This window comes from Corynebacterium sp. LK28, assembly GCF_014335105.1.
Lineage (GTDB): Bacteria > Actinomycetota > Actinomycetes > Mycobacteriales > Mycobacteriaceae > Corynebacterium > Corynebacterium macclintockiae.
The window spans coordinates 132,614-147,630 of sequence record NZ_PDGZ01000012.1 but is presented as its reverse complement, the minus strand read 5'-3'; the positions used below and the strand labels follow the sequence as shown (position 1 = coordinate 147,630).

19 protein-coding genes and 2 pseudogenes are annotated in these 15,017 nt (G+C 60.9%); 13 read left to right on the top strand and 8 right to left on the bottom strand.

The genetic code is table 11. The features are described 5' to 3' along the window. The first annotated feature begins 55 nt into the window (after window positions 1-55). Entirely contained in the window at window positions 56-493 is a 438-nt protein-coding gene (locus tag CRD15_RS10235) for a type IIL restriction-modification enzyme MmeI (protein ID WP_309136521.1), read from the top strand. A gap of 102 nt (window positions 494-595) precedes the next feature. Here the strand turns inward: CRD15_RS10235 and erm are convergent, their stop codons facing one another. Both erm and CRD15_RS06860 read right to left on the bottom strand, forming a co-directional pair. Then, window positions 596-1,450, bottom strand: coding sequence for a 23S ribosomal RNA methyltransferase Erm (gene erm / locus CRD15_RS06865; RefSeq protein ID WP_065422277.1), 855 nt, complete (start codon window positions 1,448-1,450; stop codon window positions 596-598). A gap of 349 nt (window positions 1,451-1,799) precedes the next feature. Continuing rightward, window positions 1,800-2,066 (bottom strand): recombinase family protein, encoded by a 267-nt coding sequence (locus CRD15_RS06860; RefSeq protein ID WP_005293226.1) that lies wholly within the window; start codon window positions 2,064-2,066, stop codon window positions 1,800-1,802. Window positions 2,067-2,356: 290 nt separating this feature from the next. On the opposite strand from CRD15_RS06860, the gene CRD15_RS06855 reads away from it, so the two are divergent. Both CRD15_RS06855 and CRD15_RS06850 read left to right on the top strand, forming a co-directional pair. Next, window positions 2,357-2,716, top strand: a complete 360-nt coding sequence (locus tag CRD15_RS06855) for a helix-turn-helix transcriptional regulator (RefSeq protein ID WP_034973773.1) — start codon at window positions 2,357-2,359, stop codon at window positions 2,714-2,716. After that, entirely contained in the window at window positions 2,713-4,605 is a 1,893-nt protein-coding gene (locus CRD15_RS06850) for a cation-translocating P-type ATPase (RefSeq protein WP_035001097.1), read from the top strand. The genes CRD15_RS06855 and CRD15_RS06850 overlap by 4 nt, the downstream gene beginning before the upstream one ends. A gap of 78 nt (window positions 4,606-4,683) precedes the next feature. On the opposite strand, the pseudogene CRD15_RS10230 reads toward CRD15_RS06850, so the two are convergent. Continuing rightward, window positions 4,684-5,022 (bottom strand): annotated as a pseudogene (locus CRD15_RS10230) (pyridine nucleotide-disulfide oxidoreductase); the annotation flags it as partial. Between the two features lie 114 nt (window positions 5,023-5,136). Between CRD15_RS10230 and CRD15_RS06840 the strand changes: the two are divergent. Genes CRD15_RS06840 through arfB form a run of 4 tightly spaced genes read left to right on the top strand, consistent with a single transcriptional unit; the run spans window position 5,137 to window position 6,547 of the window. Further along, window positions 5,137-5,382, top strand: a complete 246-nt coding sequence (locus CRD15_RS06840; RefSeq protein ID WP_080716819.1) for a CopG family ribbon-helix-helix protein — start codon at window positions 5,137-5,139, stop codon at window positions 5,380-5,382. Window positions 5,383-5,427: 45 nt separating this feature from the next. Then, window positions 5,428-5,778: a VOC family protein gene (locus CRD15_RS06835; protein ID WP_035012356.1), complete on the top strand. Its 351-nt coding sequence runs from the start codon at window positions 5,428-5,430 to the stop codon at window positions 5,776-5,778. A 45-nt stretch (window positions 5,779-5,823) separates the two neighbouring features. Next, a complete protein-coding gene (locus CRD15_RS06830) occupies window positions 5,824-6,084 on the top strand; it encodes a hypothetical protein (protein WP_237745411.1) in 261 nt (86 codons plus the stop codon). Window positions 6,085-6,103: 19 nt separating this feature from the next. Next, entirely contained in the window at window positions 6,104-6,547 is a 444-nt protein-coding gene (gene arfB / locus CRD15_RS06825) for an alternative ribosome rescue aminoacyl-tRNA hydrolase ArfB (protein ID WP_035012355.1), read from the top strand. 7 nt (window positions 6,548-6,554) lie between these two features. Here arfB and CRD15_RS06820 read toward each other — a convergent pair whose 3' ends face one another. From CRD15_RS06820 to CRD15_RS06810, 3 genes are all read right to left on the bottom strand, one after another. Then, a complete protein-coding gene (locus CRD15_RS06820; RefSeq protein ID WP_035012354.1) occupies window positions 6,555-6,860 on the bottom strand; it encodes a HigA family addiction module antitoxin in 306 nt (101 codons plus the stop codon). A gap of 8 nt (window positions 6,861-6,868) precedes the next feature. After that, entirely contained in the window at window positions 6,869-7,147 is a 279-nt protein-coding gene (locus CRD15_RS06815) for a type II toxin-antitoxin system RelE/ParE family toxin (RefSeq protein ID WP_035012352.1), read from the bottom strand. Between the two features lie 301 nt (window positions 7,148-7,448). Further along, complete coding sequence (locus CRD15_RS06810) at window positions 7,449-8,423, bottom strand: NAD-dependent epimerase/dehydratase family protein (protein WP_035012351.1); 975 nt, start codon at window positions 8,421-8,423, stop codon at window positions 7,449-7,451. Window positions 8,424-8,628: 205 nt separating this feature from the next. On the opposite strand from CRD15_RS06810, the pseudogene CRD15_RS10125 reads away from it, so the two are divergent. Beyond that, a pseudogene (locus CRD15_RS10125) lies at window positions 8,629-8,874 on the top strand (alkane 1-monooxygenase); the annotation flags it as partial. 46 nt (window positions 8,875-8,920) lie between these two features. On the opposite strand, the gene CRD15_RS06800 reads toward CRD15_RS10125, so the two are convergent. After that, entirely contained in the window at window positions 8,921-9,310 is a 390-nt protein-coding gene (locus tag CRD15_RS06800) for a heavy metal-responsive transcriptional regulator (protein WP_005293249.1), read from the bottom strand. A gap of 98 nt (window positions 9,311-9,408) precedes the next feature. On the opposite strand from CRD15_RS06800, the gene merA reads away from it, so the two are divergent. From merA to CRD15_RS10225, 3 genes are all read left to right on the top strand, one after another. Beyond that, window positions 9,409-10,830, top strand: coding sequence for a mercury(II) reductase (gene merA / locus CRD15_RS06795; protein ID WP_187402207.1), 1,422 nt, complete (start codon window positions 9,409-9,411; stop codon window positions 10,828-10,830). Further along, a complete protein-coding gene (locus CRD15_RS06790) occupies window positions 10,827-11,177 on the top strand; it encodes a hypothetical protein (protein ID WP_034970986.1) in 351 nt (116 codons plus the stop codon). The genes merA and CRD15_RS06790 overlap by 4 nt, the downstream gene beginning before the upstream one ends. Before the next feature lie 191 nt (window positions 11,178-11,368). Next, a complete protein-coding gene (locus CRD15_RS10225; RefSeq protein WP_034970935.1) occupies window positions 11,369-11,758 on the top strand; it encodes a peptide chain release factor I in 390 nt (129 codons plus the stop codon). Window positions 11,759-11,761: 3 nt separating this feature from the next. Here CRD15_RS10225 and ychF read toward each other — a convergent pair whose 3' ends face one another. Further along, the gene (gene ychF, locus CRD15_RS06785; protein WP_011273881.1) at window positions 11,762-12,847 is read right to left on the bottom strand and encodes a redox-regulated ATPase YchF; all 1,086 of its coding nucleotides are present in this window, start codon (window positions 12,845-12,847) and stop codon (window positions 11,762-11,764) included. Between the two features lie 336 nt (window positions 12,848-13,183). On the opposite strand from ychF, the gene CRD15_RS06780 reads away from it, so the two are divergent. Further along, window positions 13,184-14,809 (top strand): sodium-dependent transporter, encoded by a 1,626-nt coding sequence (locus CRD15_RS06780; RefSeq protein ID WP_034970937.1) that lies wholly within the window; start codon window positions 13,184-13,186, stop codon window positions 14,807-14,809. After that, complete coding sequence (gene metS, locus CRD15_RS06775) at window positions 14,806-14,985, top strand: methionine/alanine import NSS transporter subunit MetS (RefSeq protein ID WP_034970938.1); 180 nt, start codon at window positions 14,806-14,808, stop codon at window positions 14,983-14,985. Before CRD15_RS06780 ends, metS begins: the two co-directional genes overlap by 4 nt. Window positions 14,986-15,017 lie beyond the last annotated feature (32 nt).

Sequence of the window (15,017 nt, the reverse complement as noted above, 5' to 3'; positions counted from 1 at the left end):
GTCCCAGACCCCTCAATACTCTGAGCCGGAAGAATGGAAAGTGGAAGGTTGATGTATCCCCGCTATTTATTTTTTCCGTTTTTCGGAGTACATCGGGAGCTACAACTGCGGACCAGCTCTGTGTGAACTAGATGAGAAGGCGCAGCAGCGAATCATCGACGCTGGACAGTTGGTGCTGCGGGCACGCGAGCGGCACCCCCGGCGGTCACTCGCGGAGCACTACAACCCGTTATCGATGGACCCAATTCTGCTCAAGGCTCACAACAACTTGGACCAGGAAGTCGATAAGGCTTTCGGTGCGGCACGCAAACTCACCAACGAGCGCCACCGCCAGGAGCTACTGTTCGCCAGCTACGGGGAGTTGGCGAGGGGCTATGTCTCCTCGCTTTCATCAAAATCGAAACCACCAGCAGGGTCGTTCCCCGTGCGGGTGATTTTGATCGGCCCGCTGCCGGGTGTAGAACCCTGTCGCTGGCAACGCCGGGAACTATGACTGTGCCCGACGAGAACACGTCACTGTCATAACGCGGCTCACGGTAGACGAGCATGGGTCGTTCACTACTACTGGTGGATTTCGGTTTTGGTGGTGGGGGGATTACCGCCGCCGGCCTCGTTTTTTCCGTTGAGGAGGGCGTTGACTACTTCCCGATTGTGAAATGGGCCGATGGCGCGGTGGAGAGAAACCAGTCACCTGGAAGAGATCGATCCAGTCGCTGGTGCGCAATCTGGGAGGTAGGGTTGCGGGGTCGATTCCTCGCGAGCGCAACCATGATTGTGTCTCTGAACGTGATGAAAACAACCCTGCCCTTCGGAGAATTTCCCCTATCCCGCGTCCCCGGGCGGTGAAAACGGTGTGCACCATCGCCTGAAAGGCTTTGCGCTGCTCTATCGGGATCTTCGGGTCACCCACCCGGCGGATCACTAAGATCCCCCCGTCAACGTTTGGCTGTGGCCGGAAAGCAGACCTTGGTACTCGGGAACCAAGGTGAAATGTGAACCATGGGGACCACTGAGCCGTCATCATTGTGCTTGCGCCTACCCCGGCCCGGCGGCGAGCGACTTCCCACTGCATGAGGAGTACAGCGTCAGTCCATGCCGGCGCATGCAACAACTTTCGAAGAATGGCAGTAGTGAGGTGAAAGGGAATGTTTCCCACAATGACGCAGGGAGTGGCGGGTAACGGGAAGTTAAGGAAATCATCATGGACCACTTCGACCGACGCCGAGGCGGTCTTTTTTGTGAGTTTGGCAGCTAGTTTTGCGTCTACCTCAACTGCCGTTATTGGCCTCCCCAAGCGGGATAGCGGGTGAGTGAGGGCACCGCTTCCTGGCCCGATCTCAATGATGGGGCCAGAGGATTGTTTTACAAGATCGACGATGGAGTTGATGATCTTGTGGTCTGTGAGAAAATTTTGGCCATGTTCGTGACGGCCGTATCCGTATGTAGACATCAGGTGTGCTCCGTGGAGTTGAAACGAAGCCGGGCATGGCAAATGGCCGCCCGGCTAAAGGACCGGAGCGGTTTCTAACCTGCGGGAGGGAGAAAACCGCCTTAGCGGCTGGTGAGCGGCCGCATGAAAACGGAACCTGAAATCAACATGGGCCTATCGTATCCAATTAATTTCGCAGGGTCCAATACGGTGAGAAAGAAGACAACCGCACCGCAACAGTGCAAGACCTCTCTGGATTGGAATTTGTCCTACTTTCGGCTCGTCGTACAGACGCCACTGGCGTATTTTGTCTCTGGGCAACGAGGGGGAGTTACCCCCACCTCCGGATGTTTTTAAGGTGCACCCCTGATTACGCTGTGGTGCGGGAGTAATTTTGTCCGACCGATCGGACTATCCACCGACGTGGGGCGGGTAGTTCGAGGTCCCAGCAGATGATCGCGTCGATTTCGCCGCGTTCAAAGGACGCCACCATGGCGTCGTAGTCGGGGCGAGCCACATTCTTCTTTGACGCGGAAATGGACTGATCGACGTAGTTATGTCCTATGTCCAACGTGCAAGCCACGCTGCTTTGCAATGGCTTCACAGTCCTGACGCTGCCGGTCGATGGTGAGGCCATCCACGTCAGCGTCTCGTGAGATACGAAGGTAAATAGGAGCGCGTGTTGTCAAACGCTATTAATAAGGCCCTTAGCTACACATTGAACTTAAACTCGACGGTATGTAGTTGCAAAGTTACTTTCTCGAGAACCTCGCCGCCCACGTCGCTCCCGCGTTGGGTGGCAGCCGAACCACAAAGGATCAGTCATCTGCTATCCCATCGACTAATTCTTGCAGGTCGCAGGACCTTCGCGTAACTGTCAGTTCAGCGCATTTTGAATAGTTCAGCACACGATGTATTGTTCAGCACATGCTGACCATTGTTTCACGCCTCGACGTCATGAACCGGCTCGGCCGGGCCATGGCGGATCCGACGCGCTCCAGAATCCTGATGACACTACTCGACGGCCCGAGCTACCCGGCCGTGCTTTCGCGCGACCTGGACCTGACCCGCTCGAACGTCTCGAACCACCTGACCTGCTTGCGTGACTGCGGCATCGTCGTCGCCGAGCCGGAGGGCCGCAAGACACGCTACGAAATCGCCGATCCGCACCTCGCGACAGCGCTCAACGCGCTAGTGAACGCGACGTTGGCTGTCGACGAAAACGCCCCGTGCATCGACCCTGAGTGCTCGGTGCCCGGCTGCGACGGAAAAGGAGCGGACGCATGAGTTCAGCATGTGGATGCGAACACGAACCAGCCACGGAGATCGAAGATCTCGATCGGCCATGGTGGAAGGACCCCGAGTTGCTACTGCCGATCTTCTCCGGCGTAGCCCTCTGCATAGGATTGGCACTGGGCTGGTCCGGGCTAGAGACACCCGCGACAGTACTGTTCTGGGTCGGCCTGCTGCTAGGGGCGTATACGTTCGCGCCCGGCGCTATCCGGAACCTTGCCACGAAGCGCAAGCTCGGCATTGGTTTGCTGATGACGATCAGCGCGGTCGGCGCGGTGATCCTCGGTTACGTCGGGGAGGCCGCGGCGTTAGCGTTCCTGTACTCGATCGCCGAGGCACTGGAAGACAAGGCGATGGACCGGGCCCAGGGCGGACTGCGGGCACTCTTGAAGCTGGTACCGCAAACCGCGACGGTGCTGCGCGACGGCACGGCGGTCGAGGTCGCCGCGAAGGACCTCGTGGCTGGCGAGCTGATGCTCGTGCGCCCCGGAGAGCGGATCGCCACGGATGGCATCATTCGGTCCGGGCGCTCCAGCCTTGACACCTCAGCGATCACCGGAGAATCCATTCCGGAGGAGGTAGCGCCCGGCGACGAGGTGCCCGCGGGAGCAATCAACTCCGCCGGTTCGCTGGAGGTCGAGACGACCGCAGCTGGAACGGACAACTCGCTGACCACACTCGTGGACCTAGTCGAGCAGGCGCAGGCGGAAAAGGGCGACCGCGCCCGGATCGCCGACCGGATTGCCCGCCCCCTCGTGCCCGGGGTGATGATCCTGGCGGTGCTGGTCGGCGTGATCGGCTCGCTGCTGGGCGACCCCGAGACGTGGATCACCCGAGCGTTGGTGGTCCTGGTCGCAGCGTCGCCATGCGCGCTGGCAATCTCCGTGCCGCTGACAGTCGTGGCCGCCATCGGCGCGGCCAGCCAGTTCGGCGTGGTCATCAAGTCCGGCGCGGCGTTCGAGCGACTCGGTGGCATCCGTCACCTGGCGGTGGACAAGACCGGAACCCTTACCCGCAACCAGCCCGAGGTTACCGACGTGGTCCCGGCAGACGGATTCGATCCGGCGCAGGTGCTTGCCTTCGCGGCGGCAGTTGAGCAGCAATCGACGCACCCCCTCGCTGCGGCGATCGCGGCAGCGGTGCCCGAAGCGCCCGCCGCCCAGGACATCAGCGAGGAAGCCGGACATGGCATCGGCGGCACTATCGAAGGTCGACGGGTGCTGGTGGGCAGCCCCCGGTGGATCGACGCCGGGCCACTAAAGGCAGACGTTGAGCGCATGGAGTCCGAGGGCCAGACCTGCGTCCTTGTCACCGTCGATGACGCCCTCTCTGGGGCGATCGGGGTCCGCGACGAGCTGCGCCCCGAGGTGCCCGAAGCCGTGCAGACCCTGCACGCCAACGACGTGGAAGTGAGCATGCTCACCGGCGACAACACTCGCACCGCCCGGGCGCTGGCTGAAATCGCCGGAATCGACGACGTGCGCGCCGAGCTTCGCCCGGAGGACAAGGCAAGCATCGTCGCCGAACTCTCCTCCAAGACGCCGACGGCGATGATTGGCGACGGCATCAACGACGCTCCTGCGCTGGCGGGCGCGACGGTGGGCATAGCGATGGGAGCGACCGGCTCTGACGCCGCAATCGAGTCCGCTGACGTAGCCTTCACCGGCCACGACCTCCGACTGATCCCGCAGGCGCTGCAGCACGCTCGCCGAGGCAGCAGGATCATCAACCAAAACATCGTGCTGTCTCTGGCCATCATCATCGTGTTGATGCCACTGGCGATCAGTGGTGTGCTGGGCCTGGCCGCCGTCGTGTTGGTACACGAAGTCGCCGAAGTCATCGTGATCTTGAACGGCCTGCGGGCTGCACGAGCGAAGCGCTGAGACACACTTTCGCCCAGCGCGCTGGCTCTCCAGCGCGGATCTTGGAAGGATCGAGCTGCTTAGGGACCAAGCGTCGCCTCAAAACTTTTGCTGCCGAGCTTCATCGACACGGTCCGCGACTACCTGGGCAGTGTGTTTGGCAAAGAGCCCCACACCCATCAGGGTTGCCGATCCGTCGCCTGTCCAGTTGCCATAACCGACTAGATGCAGATTCTTCACTGCGGTTTCGCGGCCACGCATGAGGTGGCGGAATGGACTGAGGGCCGGACGGAAACCAGTGCACCAGATCAGATGGTCGTGGTCGAGCTCGCTCAAGCTATCGAAGATGGGGGTAGCGGTGAGCTGGCCGGAGTCGCGGAGCTCACGTAAATGAGGAAGCGCGACAATGTCCCCGAGGTTCGGGCCGGAATCGCCACCGAGAATCCGGCGGTGGCTGCCCGCGTTAAACGTTGAACTTGAACTCCACGGATTGTCGAAAGACTATAACCTCCCCCGAGCCGCCAAGCCCTTTTCCGTATTACGATTATGTTCATGAAAACTATCAACGGAAAGCCAGTCAGCGAAGAGCAAATCGATGCGTGGGTAACCGAAGCCGAGAAAGGCTACGACGTAGAAATACTTCGTCGACGAGGAAGGAAACCTCGCAACGAAGATACTGCGAAGGTTATCTCCATTCGGCTCTCTCCTCGCGAAATCTTGGACCTCGACAAATACGCAGCCGCCCACGGATGGTCACGGTCCCAGGCAATCCGCGAAGCGCTAAAGAATGCTATTTAGAAATGCACGTAGCAAGCGTCAGATCCCATCCTCATAATAGAGACCATGAATGATGCCAATCTCACGATCGGGCAGATCACCTTCGACTGCCACGATCCCTCAAAGCTCGCCAAGTTTTGGTCCGCCGCAACCGGTTGCGAAATCGCCGCGGATTACGGCGATTTTGTGATGGTTGATTCCACCCCGGCGCTGGGATTTCAGCGCGTCAAGGATCCGACACCTGGGAAAAACCGCATGCACATCGACGTTGGCGGGGCGGAGCGCGAAACTTTAATAGAACGCCTCAAAGACCTAGGCGCTACCGAACTCACCACCCACGAGGCGCCGGGATTGGTGTGGACTGTCATGCAGGACCCGGAAGGCAACGAGTTCTGCGTGGGTAACCCCGGGGACTAGCTACACTACGCGGAGCGTCTCTAGGTCCAAGGCTGGCGTCAATCTGTGATGTCGCTAGCGGGAGACACAGTCAATGTCGCGAACTGCGCCCGTCAGGCTGCGGTGGATCAGGCGCAGAAAGCCACCGAGAAAATTCGCGACATGAACGACGACCGGCTACTTGCGAAGGCCGCTGAAATCGAAGCCCGACGGGAGAAGGAAGAGCGAAAAGCACTCGACTCAACCGACGACGAGAATAATTCTGAGGCTGAACCCCGTCCGTCGCGACGCGGTCTCCGCTTCCGCCGAGACAAGAACGACTCGTAGGACACCTAGACTGGGCTGTATGAACGACCTGACCATCGCGCCCGGCCCGGGGATCCCCGACGGTGCAGTCATCGCCGCTGCCGACCTAACGGAGCGGTTCGCGAAGTCGTCGGGTCCGGGCGGCCAGGGCGTCAACACGACCGACAGCAAGGTCCAGCTTTCCATCGATATCACTGAAAGCGCATCGCTTACCGACGCCCAACGCCGCCGCATCTTGCGCAACCTCGAGCACCGCTTGGACGGCTCCGTCCTCACCGTGTCTGCGTCGACCCAGCGGTCGCAGGTGCGCAACCGAGCTGAGGCACGCGAACGCATGGCCGCCCTGTTGCGCGAGGCCCTAGCTCCGCCCCCTCCCCCGCGGCGCAAAACGAAGCCGACGAGGGGCTCGGTACGGCGCCGTCTCGAAGCGAAGAAACGGCGCTCGGAGCTGAAGTCGACGAGGCGACGGCCCCAGATTCCCTAATTCGGGCCTATGCCGAGGCAGCTTGGATCGGCTGAATCCGCTCGATCTCAGCGAGGGCCTTATCCTCCGCCACCTCAATCTCATACTGGTTCTGCAGATTCATCCAGAAGATCGGCTCGACGCCAAAGTATTTTCCGAGCCTGAGCGCGGTGTCAGCTGTAATTCCGCGTTTCCCGTGCACGATCTCGTTGATTCGACGAGGGGGCACCCCGATCGATACGGCAAGCTTGTGCTGAGTGATTTCAAATCCCTCAATGAAATCCTCGAGAAGAATCTCTCCAGGATGAATCGGTGGGTAAAGCTTCTCCGACATGGCGTTCCTTAGTGGTAGTCCTCGATGATCACTTGCTCGGGCCCCGCGCTCGTCCAGCGAAAAGTGATTCTCCACTGGTCATTGACCCGGATGCTGAAAGTCCCTTTCCTGTCGCCCTTGAGCGCCTCTAGACGGTTCCCAGGCGGCACACCGAGGGAGTCAAGAGAGACTGCCGCATCAAGCTGGTGGAGTTTCTTGTTCGCCGACTTGTGGATCCGAGGATCCAATTTCGGAACCGGCTCACGCAGAAACACCAGTTCTGTTTGTCGATTCCCGAACGACTGAATCGTGCTTCACCCTATCCCCCATAACGCGAAGCGTCAATAACGCTACACGTTAAATTTGAACTCCACCACGTTTCAGTACAGGGTAACCGCTGAATCGATAGGTGGCGCTTCCGCCGCAGTCGCCCGGCAGCTGCGGGGGCAGGAGCGTAAACGGTCTTCAAGCTCTACCCGTGACTGCCAGCTCGTGGGCCCCATTTGAGACTCGCGTGTAATGGACGTTCCTGAAGAAACCTCACAGTCAGTCGCGGAACAAGAACAACTCAGCACGGTCCCGACTGCAACTAAAACTGTTCCTCCGAAGCTAAATACCATCTTCTAACCGCTGGCGAAGCACGACTTCCTCTTCATCGCTGAGTCCAGCGAGTCTTTCACCCTGCCGTTCTTCTTCGAATCGCAGCGCATCCGCCAATGTTTCTTTCAACGGGCGAATCCGCAGGCCAGCTTCGTAGGCTGCGGCGCAATCGAGTAGCGCGATGTTGCGAAACTGTTCACCTGGTACCCACAACGGCAACGATTTTGGACCCATCCACGGGGTTACATCATTAGCGAGAAGCAGTTCATCAGAGCAAGGTCGCTCAGTAGCCTCCGATGCGGTTAACTCACGCGAAATCTTGAACACATCAGACAAGGAAGTAGCAAACCCCGTAGCGTTAAAGGTTCCGAAAGTCCCAACTTCTGCAGACTCAACTATCCAGCCTGCAAGGTCTTTCACATCAATCATAGCGACGGGAAACGCCGGGTCTGGGACGATCACGTTCTCACCCGTGGGATGCGCGAAACGCCACGGATAGTAACCACTGCGCCCTGTTTCGTCGCCGTAGCCGGCAATCAGACCGGGTCGAACTACCATTACCGACCGATTTGTGCTGCGATAAATCGTTTCGCAAGCAGACTTTGCGGCTGGGTACTGCCCCATGTTCTCCATGTAGTCATTTTCAAGCGGTGCGACTACGGAATCAGACTCGGAAGAAATACTTCCCTGGTCCTCACATACGCTGCTCGAAGACACGAATATACGATGCTTGGCCTGGAGTTTCGCCGCCGCATCCCGCGCATGCTTCGGCTGACTCGTCAGATCCACAATGGTGTCCCAAGTTTTCCCCGCAACCTCATCGTACGCACCGTCACGGTCACGGTCTGAACTCACAAACTCAGCTCCGTTGGGAACCTTCCCGTTACCCCGTGCAAGGCAAGTAACTTGATGTCCTCGCTCGACTGCTGCAAACGCAATGTGTCCTCCAAGGAAACCGGTACCACCGAGCAATAAAAAGTTCATGTACCTAGTTGTACACGAAACCTTCTCACACGTGACCAGTCTTAATCCCAGCGCATCAAAGCTAGATTCAGATGTCAGAGCAGGGTTACCCCACCATCTGCCAGAGCTTCTTATGCGGCTAACCTGCACATTGAACTTAAATTCAACGGTATGTCGTTGCAAAGTTACCCCCTCTCGTTAACACCATCAAAAGGAGTGTTATTCAATGAAAGCGATCGGCTTCTTAAGCTTCGGGCATTACGCCTTCGGCAGCTAGTGCGGGCCATCTGCGGAAAAGATCGCCAAGACTCGTCTGGAGATCACCCAGGCTGCGGACGAAATCGGCGTGAACAACGCGTCCTTCCGAGTCCACCACTTCGCGCTGCAGGCCTCCGCCCCGATGCCGCTGCTGTGTGCTATCGCGGCCACCACCAAAATCATCGAGGTGGGCACCGGCGGCATCGACATGCGCTAGCGCATATCGGGGTTGTAGCGTTTGAGTCATTGACTCCCGCCGTCTACAAGTACCTACACACTTGATCGGTGCTGCACGTTTCAGGATCCGGGTGCGCGGCGTCCTGGCTAAGGTCCGCAATAGTGTCGCGCAGCACGGAGAGCTGCGCGATCTGCTGCTCGATCTCAGCGAGGCGCACGTCAAGCAGGTCGCGCACGTGCCCGCAGGGCGCATGGCCGCCGTCGCGGATGTCGAGGATCTGGCGGATCTGGGCGAGGGTGAGGCCCGCGGCCTGGCCGCGGTGGATGAAGTCGATCCGAGCGACCGTCTCGGGCGCGTAGTCGCGGTATCCGGACGGCGTGCGCTCGGTCGGGGGTAGAAGGCCCTGTTCCTCGTAGAAGCGAAGGGTCTTCGCGGTAGTGCCCGCCCTCTCGGCGAGTTCTCCGATCCACATTGCTGTCTCCCTCCGTGGCCGCGCTTGACCTTCCCCTGCACTGGAAGGTCCAGTATGGCTGAGACAGAGCAGAAAGCCAAGAGTTGACAGGAGTAGCGATGCCTACGAAGTACGATCTCGCCATCATCGGATCGGGAGGCGGCGCGTTCGCCGCTGCGATCCGCGCCAGCACGCTCGGGAAGTCGGTGGTGATGATCGAGCGCGGGACGCTCGGCGGCACCTGCGTGAACACGGGCTGCGTCCCGTCGAAGGCGCTCATTGCCGCGGCCGGCGCGCGGCACGTCGCGGTCGACGCCGCAACCCGGTTCCCCGGGATCGCGACGACGGCGGATCCCGTCGACATGCCCGCGCTGATCGCTGGGAAGCAAGCGTTGGTGGAGTCGCTGCGCGGCGAGAAGTACGCCGACGTCGCCGACTCCTACGGCTGGCAGGTCCTCCGCGGCGACGCCTCGTTCGTGGGCACCCCTGATGCGCCGGTTCTCGATGTTGCCGGATCCGACGGAAGCGTCGAGACCATCGAGGCCCACCACTACCTGGTCGCGACTGGTTCTCGCCCGTGGGCACCGCCGATCGACGGCCTGGAGGAGACCGGATACCTGACCTCGACCACGGCGATGGAGCTGACGGAGGTCCCCGAGTCGCTGCTGGTGCTCGGCGGCGGCTACGTCGCCCTGGAGCAGGCGCAGCTGTTCGCCCGCCTCGGCTCGCAGGTCACGCTGCTCGTGCGGTCCCGGCTCGCCTCGAAGGAGGAGCCGGAGGTGTCGAAGGCGCTCCAGGAGGTGTTCGCCGACGAGGGCATCCGCGTCGTCAGCCGCGCAGTGCCCACCCGGGTCTCCCGCGGCATGGGAGGCGAGGCCGTCGTGACCGCCGCCTTGTCCGGCGGCTCGCAGGAGTTCCGCGCCGACCAGGTCCTGGTCGCCCTCGGACGCCGTCCCGTCACCGATGGCCTGAACCTCGATGCGGTCGGGGTGAATACCGGAGACTCCGGCGAGGTGGTCGTCTCCGACCGGCTGCAGTCCTCGAACCCGCGGGTCTGGGCCGCGGGCGACGTGACCGGGCACCCCGAGTTCGTCTACGTCGCCGCCCACCACGGCACCCTCGTCGCCGAGAACGCGTTCGCCGACGCCGACCGGTCCGTCGACTACGCCCGCCTGCCGCGGGTGACGTTCACCGGGCCCGAGATCGGCGCGGTCGGGATGACCGAGAAGGACGTCCTCGCCGCGGGGATCCGCTGCGACTGCCGCGTGCTGCCCCTGAAGTATGTGCCCCGGGCGGTGATCAACCGCGACACCCGCGGGTTCATCAAGATCGTCGTGAACGCCGATACGAGCGAGATCCTCGGCCTCACCGCCGTCGCCAAGGACGCCGGGGAACTCGCCGCCGCAGGCGTCCACGTGCTCGGCAAGACCATCGCCGAGGTCGCCAACGCCTGGGCCCCCTACCTGACCATGGCCGAGGGCATCCGGATCGCCGCGAAGGCCTTCACCACCGACCCGTCGCTGCTGTCGTGCTGCGCATGAACGGCAACACAGGCAATCGGGGAGATCTCATCCTGAAGCAGACGATCAGCGCCGATCAGGACCGCGACGAATGGCGCGCCGGTCCCGTCGTCGCTGCAGTGACCGGGCTGCTCTTGCTGGCATGCTGCGCGCTTCCGTCGCTGCTCTGCTGCGGCCTGCCGTTCATCGCGGCGGGCGGAGCACTTGCAGGCGTCGGTGGGCTCCTCGGTAATCCCTGGATCATCGGTGCCGGGACCGCCGTCGTGATGGCCGTCATGGCGGGGATGCTCGTCAGGCTACGGCGGCGGCACCGGCGCCGCAGGTCCGGCTGCTGCGAAAATCCTTCGACCGCTGATCGGAACCGGTAGTTCGAGGGATCCAGCGATCACTGCCACCTGCGGAGGCCGCTGAAATCGAAGCCCGACGGGAGAAGGAGGAGCAAAAAGCGTTCGAATCAACCGGTGACGAGGATAATACTGAGGCTGGATCCCGGCCGTCGCGACGCGGTCTCCGCTTCCGCCGAGACGAGAAAGGGTTGTGGGCACCTAGGCTGGGCGGCATGAACGACCTGACCATAGCGCCCGGCCCGGGGATCCCCGACGGTGCGGTCATCGCCGCCGATCTCGCGGAGCGTTTCGCGAAATCGTTGACTCCGGGCGGCCAGGGCGTCAACACGACGGACGGCAAAGTCCAGCTTTCCATCGATGTCGCCGAATGCGCATCGCTTACCGACGCCCAGCGTCACCGTATCTCGCGCAACCTCGAGCACCGCCTAGACGGCTCCGTCTTTACCGTGACTGCGTCGACTCAGCGGTCTGTGTTTCGCTCCTGGTCCTCTCGCTTGCACCTGCGACACAGCCTCGTGTCCCCGGGCCGTAGCGTTCGGGGGAGCACAATAGCCCCAGTCCTCATCACGTCCCGGGATCAAAGAGTTCATCGCAGAGGTTAAGCACTACACGTTAAATTTGAACTCGACCACGTCACCGTCGGCCATCACGTAGTCCTTGCCCTCCTGGCGCACCTTGCCGTGGGCCCGGGCCTCCGCCATGGAGCCGAGCTCGTCCAGGTCCTCAAAGGCCACGATCTCGGCCTTAATGAAGCCCTTCTCGAAGTCCGTGTGGATCACTCCGGCCGCCTGCGGGGCGGTATCACCCTGGTGAATCGTCCACGCACGAGCCTCCTTCGGCCCAGCAGTCAGGTAGGTCTGCAAGCCAAGCGTTGCAAAGCCAGCCTTGGCCAGGGTCTGCAACCCCGGTTCGGTCTGACCGACAGATTCCAGCAGCTCAGCCGCCTCCTCGTCATCCAGCTCCAGCAGATCCGCCTCCGTCGCGGCGTCCAGGAACACGCAGTCCGCCGGGGCCACCAGCTCGCGCAGCTCCGCCTTCTTGGCGTCATCGGTCAGCACAGACTCGTCGGAGTTAAACACGTACAGGAACGGCTTGGCCGTCAGGAAGTGCAGGTCGCGCACGGTCGCCAGGTCGATCTCCCCCTGCGCCGCGGCACTCGACAGAGTGCGGCTATCCTCCAGGATTTCCTGCGCCTTCTTAGCCCCCTCGACCTGCTCAGCCAGATCCTTGTTCTTGCGCGCTTCCTTTTCCAGGCGCGGCAGAGCCTTCTCTACCGTCTGCAGGTCGGCCAAAATCAGCTCCGTCTCAATGACGGAAATGTCGCTGGCGGGGTCCACTCGACCGTCAACGTGGATCACATTGTCGTCGGAGAACGCACGCACCACCTGGCAGATCGCGTCCGCCTCACGGATATTCGCCAGGAAGGCATTACCCATGCCCTCACCGTCGGAGGCGCCCTTAACAATGCCGGCGATGTCCACGAAGGAGACAGTCGCAGGCAGGATGCGCTCGGATTCAAAGATCTCGGCCAGGCGCGTCAGGCGCGGGTCCGGCAACTCCACCAGCCCCACGTTGGGCTCGATGGTCGCGAACGGGTAGTTCGCAGCCAGAACATCGTTGCGGGTCAGGGCGTTAAACAGCGTGGACTTGCCCACGTTGGGCAGGCCGACGATTCCAAGAGTAAGAGTCACGTGCCTCATCCTATCGCCCGGCCGTCGCGCCCTCCAACGCGCCCTTATCGTTGTTGCTCTATTTATGCCTTTTTATTGATCTTTTTATGGACGCCCACCGCCGCCCACCGCCGCCCATTCCAGCACTCCCGCCTAGTCCCCTACCCATTTCCCTCACTCCGGGTAGTAAATCTGAACGAAAAATTGTGAAAACCCACTATTAGCACCCCCGCTGAGTCGTATAGTGATTGCACCTTAGAAAACCTTGAGGTTTCACCACCCCCGAGGCCTTGAAACCCCATCCTCTTCGCCCTCTTGAGCTGCCCGCGGGTTGCCTGCGAGAAAGATGCACCTCTTATGACTACCTCCGAAGCTAATCCCCGTCAGAGACGGGAAACTTTCAATACCCGCCTTGTATTCCTGATGGCCGCGATTGGTTCTGCGGTCGGCTTGGGCAATATCTGGCGTTTCCCCTATGCCGCATACGATAACGGTGGCGGCGCCTTCCTGATCCCCTACATGGTCGCTCTTCTCAGCGCGGGTATTCCGCTGCTCTGGTTCGACCTAGCTATGGGGCACCGCTTCCGTGGCTCCACTCCCCTAACCTTCCGCCGCACTGGCAAGTTTGCTGAGTCTATCGGCTGGCTCAAGGTTGGCGTCAACTTCTTCATCGCGGTGTATTACGCCGCCATCATCGCCTGGGCCGGCATCTACACCTGGAACTCCATCCCCAAGACCTGGGGCGACAACGCGGAAACATATTTCCTGGAGGAGTTCCTCAAGGTTGATTCCTCCTCCGCCTGGACCGGCGACGTCGTCCTCCCGATTCTGCTGGTCATGATCGCCGTGTGGGTGGCATGCATCTTCATCCTCGCCCGCGGCATTAACGAAGGCATCGGGCGAATCACGATGTTCTTCGTCCCTGTACTCATCGTGTTGTTCCTAGTGATGGTAGTGCGCGCACTGTTCCTCGAAGGCTCCGCGGATGGTCTCAACGCGTTCTTCACTCCGGACTGGAGCGTTTTGACCGATACCTCGGTGTGGATCGCCGCTTATGGCCAGATCTTCTTCTCCCTGTCCATCGGCTTCGGCATCATGATCACCTACGCCTCCTACCTGAAGCCACGCACCAACCTGACCGGCACGGGTATGGTTACTGCCTTCGCTAACTCTTCTTTCGAGGTGCTGGCCGGCATCGGCGTGTTCGCCACCCTGGGATTCATGGCTGCACAGTCTGGAACCTCTGTCGAGGAATCGGTCTCCGGCGGCATTGGCTTGGCCTTCATCGCCTTCCCGACAATCATCAACGAAATGCCGATGGGGTCCCTGTTCGGTGTGCTCTTCTTCGGTTCCTTGTTCCTGGCAGGTATCACCTCTCTGATCTCCATCATGGAGGTTGTGATCTCTGCGGTACGCGATAAGTTGAACCTTTCTCGCGAGGTTGCCTCCATCAGCGTCGGCGGCCTCATGGCTGTCGTGTCCTGCCTGCTCTTTTCCACCACGTCCGGAATGATCACCCTGGACATCATGGATAAGTTCACCAACAACCTGGGCATCGTTATCTGTGCGATCGCCGCGGTGCTGACCATCGGCTGGGTCCAGGGGCGCCGCAACGAGATCGCGCAGCACATCAACGCCGTATCGGAGCTGCGTCTGGGTATCGTCTGGCAGGCTTGCGTGTTCGCAATCACCCCTGCGGTGCTGCTCTACTTCCTGGTCGAGGAAGTCCGCACCCTCATCAGCGAAGGCTACGAGGGCTATGAATCAGGAACGATCTTCGCCTTCGGCTGGTTGGTGCTGATCATCATCGGCGTCGGCGCAGTTCTGTGGAGCCTCCTGCCCTTCCGCGGTAACCAGATCCTCGATGGTCTGCCGAGCTCGGACTACGGCGTACCTCCGAAGGGCCGCCCGAGTGGTGTGCCAAACCCTTTATCGACGCCCACCTCAGCCCCCACCGCTGACGAAGGAAAGGAACTGTCATGACCGGCCCCGCTATCCTCCTGATGGCTTTGTTCATTCTTGTGATCTGGGGCGGGCTTGTAGCCGCGGTCCTCATGCTCGCTAAAACTGATGACAACACCACTGGCGAGTTGGGTTCTGCACCCGGCACGGACAACGAATCGCTATTGGCGGAAAGCGCGTCCACCATCGCCCGATAACATGCCCCGGGAGGGCATAATTAACTCCCGTT

Excerpts from the sequence above, each read along its gene's own strand:
- erm (WP_065422277.1), bottom strand. The coding sequence starts at position 1,450 with ATGTCTACATACGGATACGGCCGTCACGAACATGGCCAAAATTTTCTC.
- CRD15_RS06860 (WP_005293226.1), bottom strand. The coding sequence starts at position 2,066 with ATGGCCTCACCATCGACCGGCAGCGTCAGGACTGTGAAGCCATTGCAA.
- CRD15_RS06855 (WP_034973773.1), top strand. The coding sequence starts at position 2,357 with ATGCTGACCATTGTTTCACGCCTCGACGTCATGAACCGGCTCGGCCGG.
- CRD15_RS06850 (WP_035001097.1), top strand. The coding sequence starts at position 2,713 with ATGAGTTCAGCATGTGGATGCGAACACGAACCAGCCACGGAGATCGAA.
- CRD15_RS06840 (WP_080716819.1), top strand. The coding sequence starts at position 5,137 with ATGAAAACTATCAACGGAAAGCCAGTCAGCGAAGAGCAAATCGATGCG.
- CRD15_RS06835 (WP_035012356.1), top strand. The coding sequence starts at position 5,428 with ATGAATGATGCCAATCTCACGATCGGGCAGATCACCTTCGACTGCCAC.
- arfB (WP_035012355.1), top strand. The coding sequence starts at position 6,104 with ATGAACGACCTGACCATCGCGCCCGGCCCGGGGATCCCCGACGGTGCA.
- CRD15_RS06820 (WP_035012354.1), bottom strand. The coding sequence starts at position 6,860 with ATGTCGGAGAAGCTTTACCCACCGATTCATCCTGGAGAGATTCTTCTC.
- CRD15_RS06810 (WP_035012351.1), bottom strand. The coding sequence starts at position 8,423 with ATGAACTTTTTATTGCTCGGTGGTACCGGTTTCCTTGGAGGACACATT.
- CRD15_RS06800 (WP_005293249.1), bottom strand. The coding sequence starts at position 9,310 with ATGTGGATCGGAGAACTCGCCGAGAGGGCGGGCACTACCGCGAAGACC.
- merA (WP_187402207.1), top strand. The coding sequence starts at position 9,409 with ATGCCTACGAAGTACGATCTCGCCATCATCGGATCGGGAGGCGGCGCG.
- CRD15_RS06790 (WP_034970986.1), top strand. The coding sequence starts at position 10,827 with ATGAACGGCAACACAGGCAATCGGGGAGATCTCATCCTGAAGCAGACG.
- CRD15_RS10225 (WP_034970935.1), top strand. The coding sequence starts at position 11,369 with ATGAACGACCTGACCATAGCGCCCGGCCCGGGGATCCCCGACGGTGCG.
- CRD15_RS06780 (WP_034970937.1), top strand. The coding sequence starts at position 13,184 with ATGACTACCTCCGAAGCTAATCCCCGTCAGAGACGGGAAACTTTCAAT.
- metS (WP_034970938.1), top strand. The coding sequence starts at position 14,806 with ATGACCGGCCCCGCTATCCTCCTGATGGCTTTGTTCATTCTTGTGATC.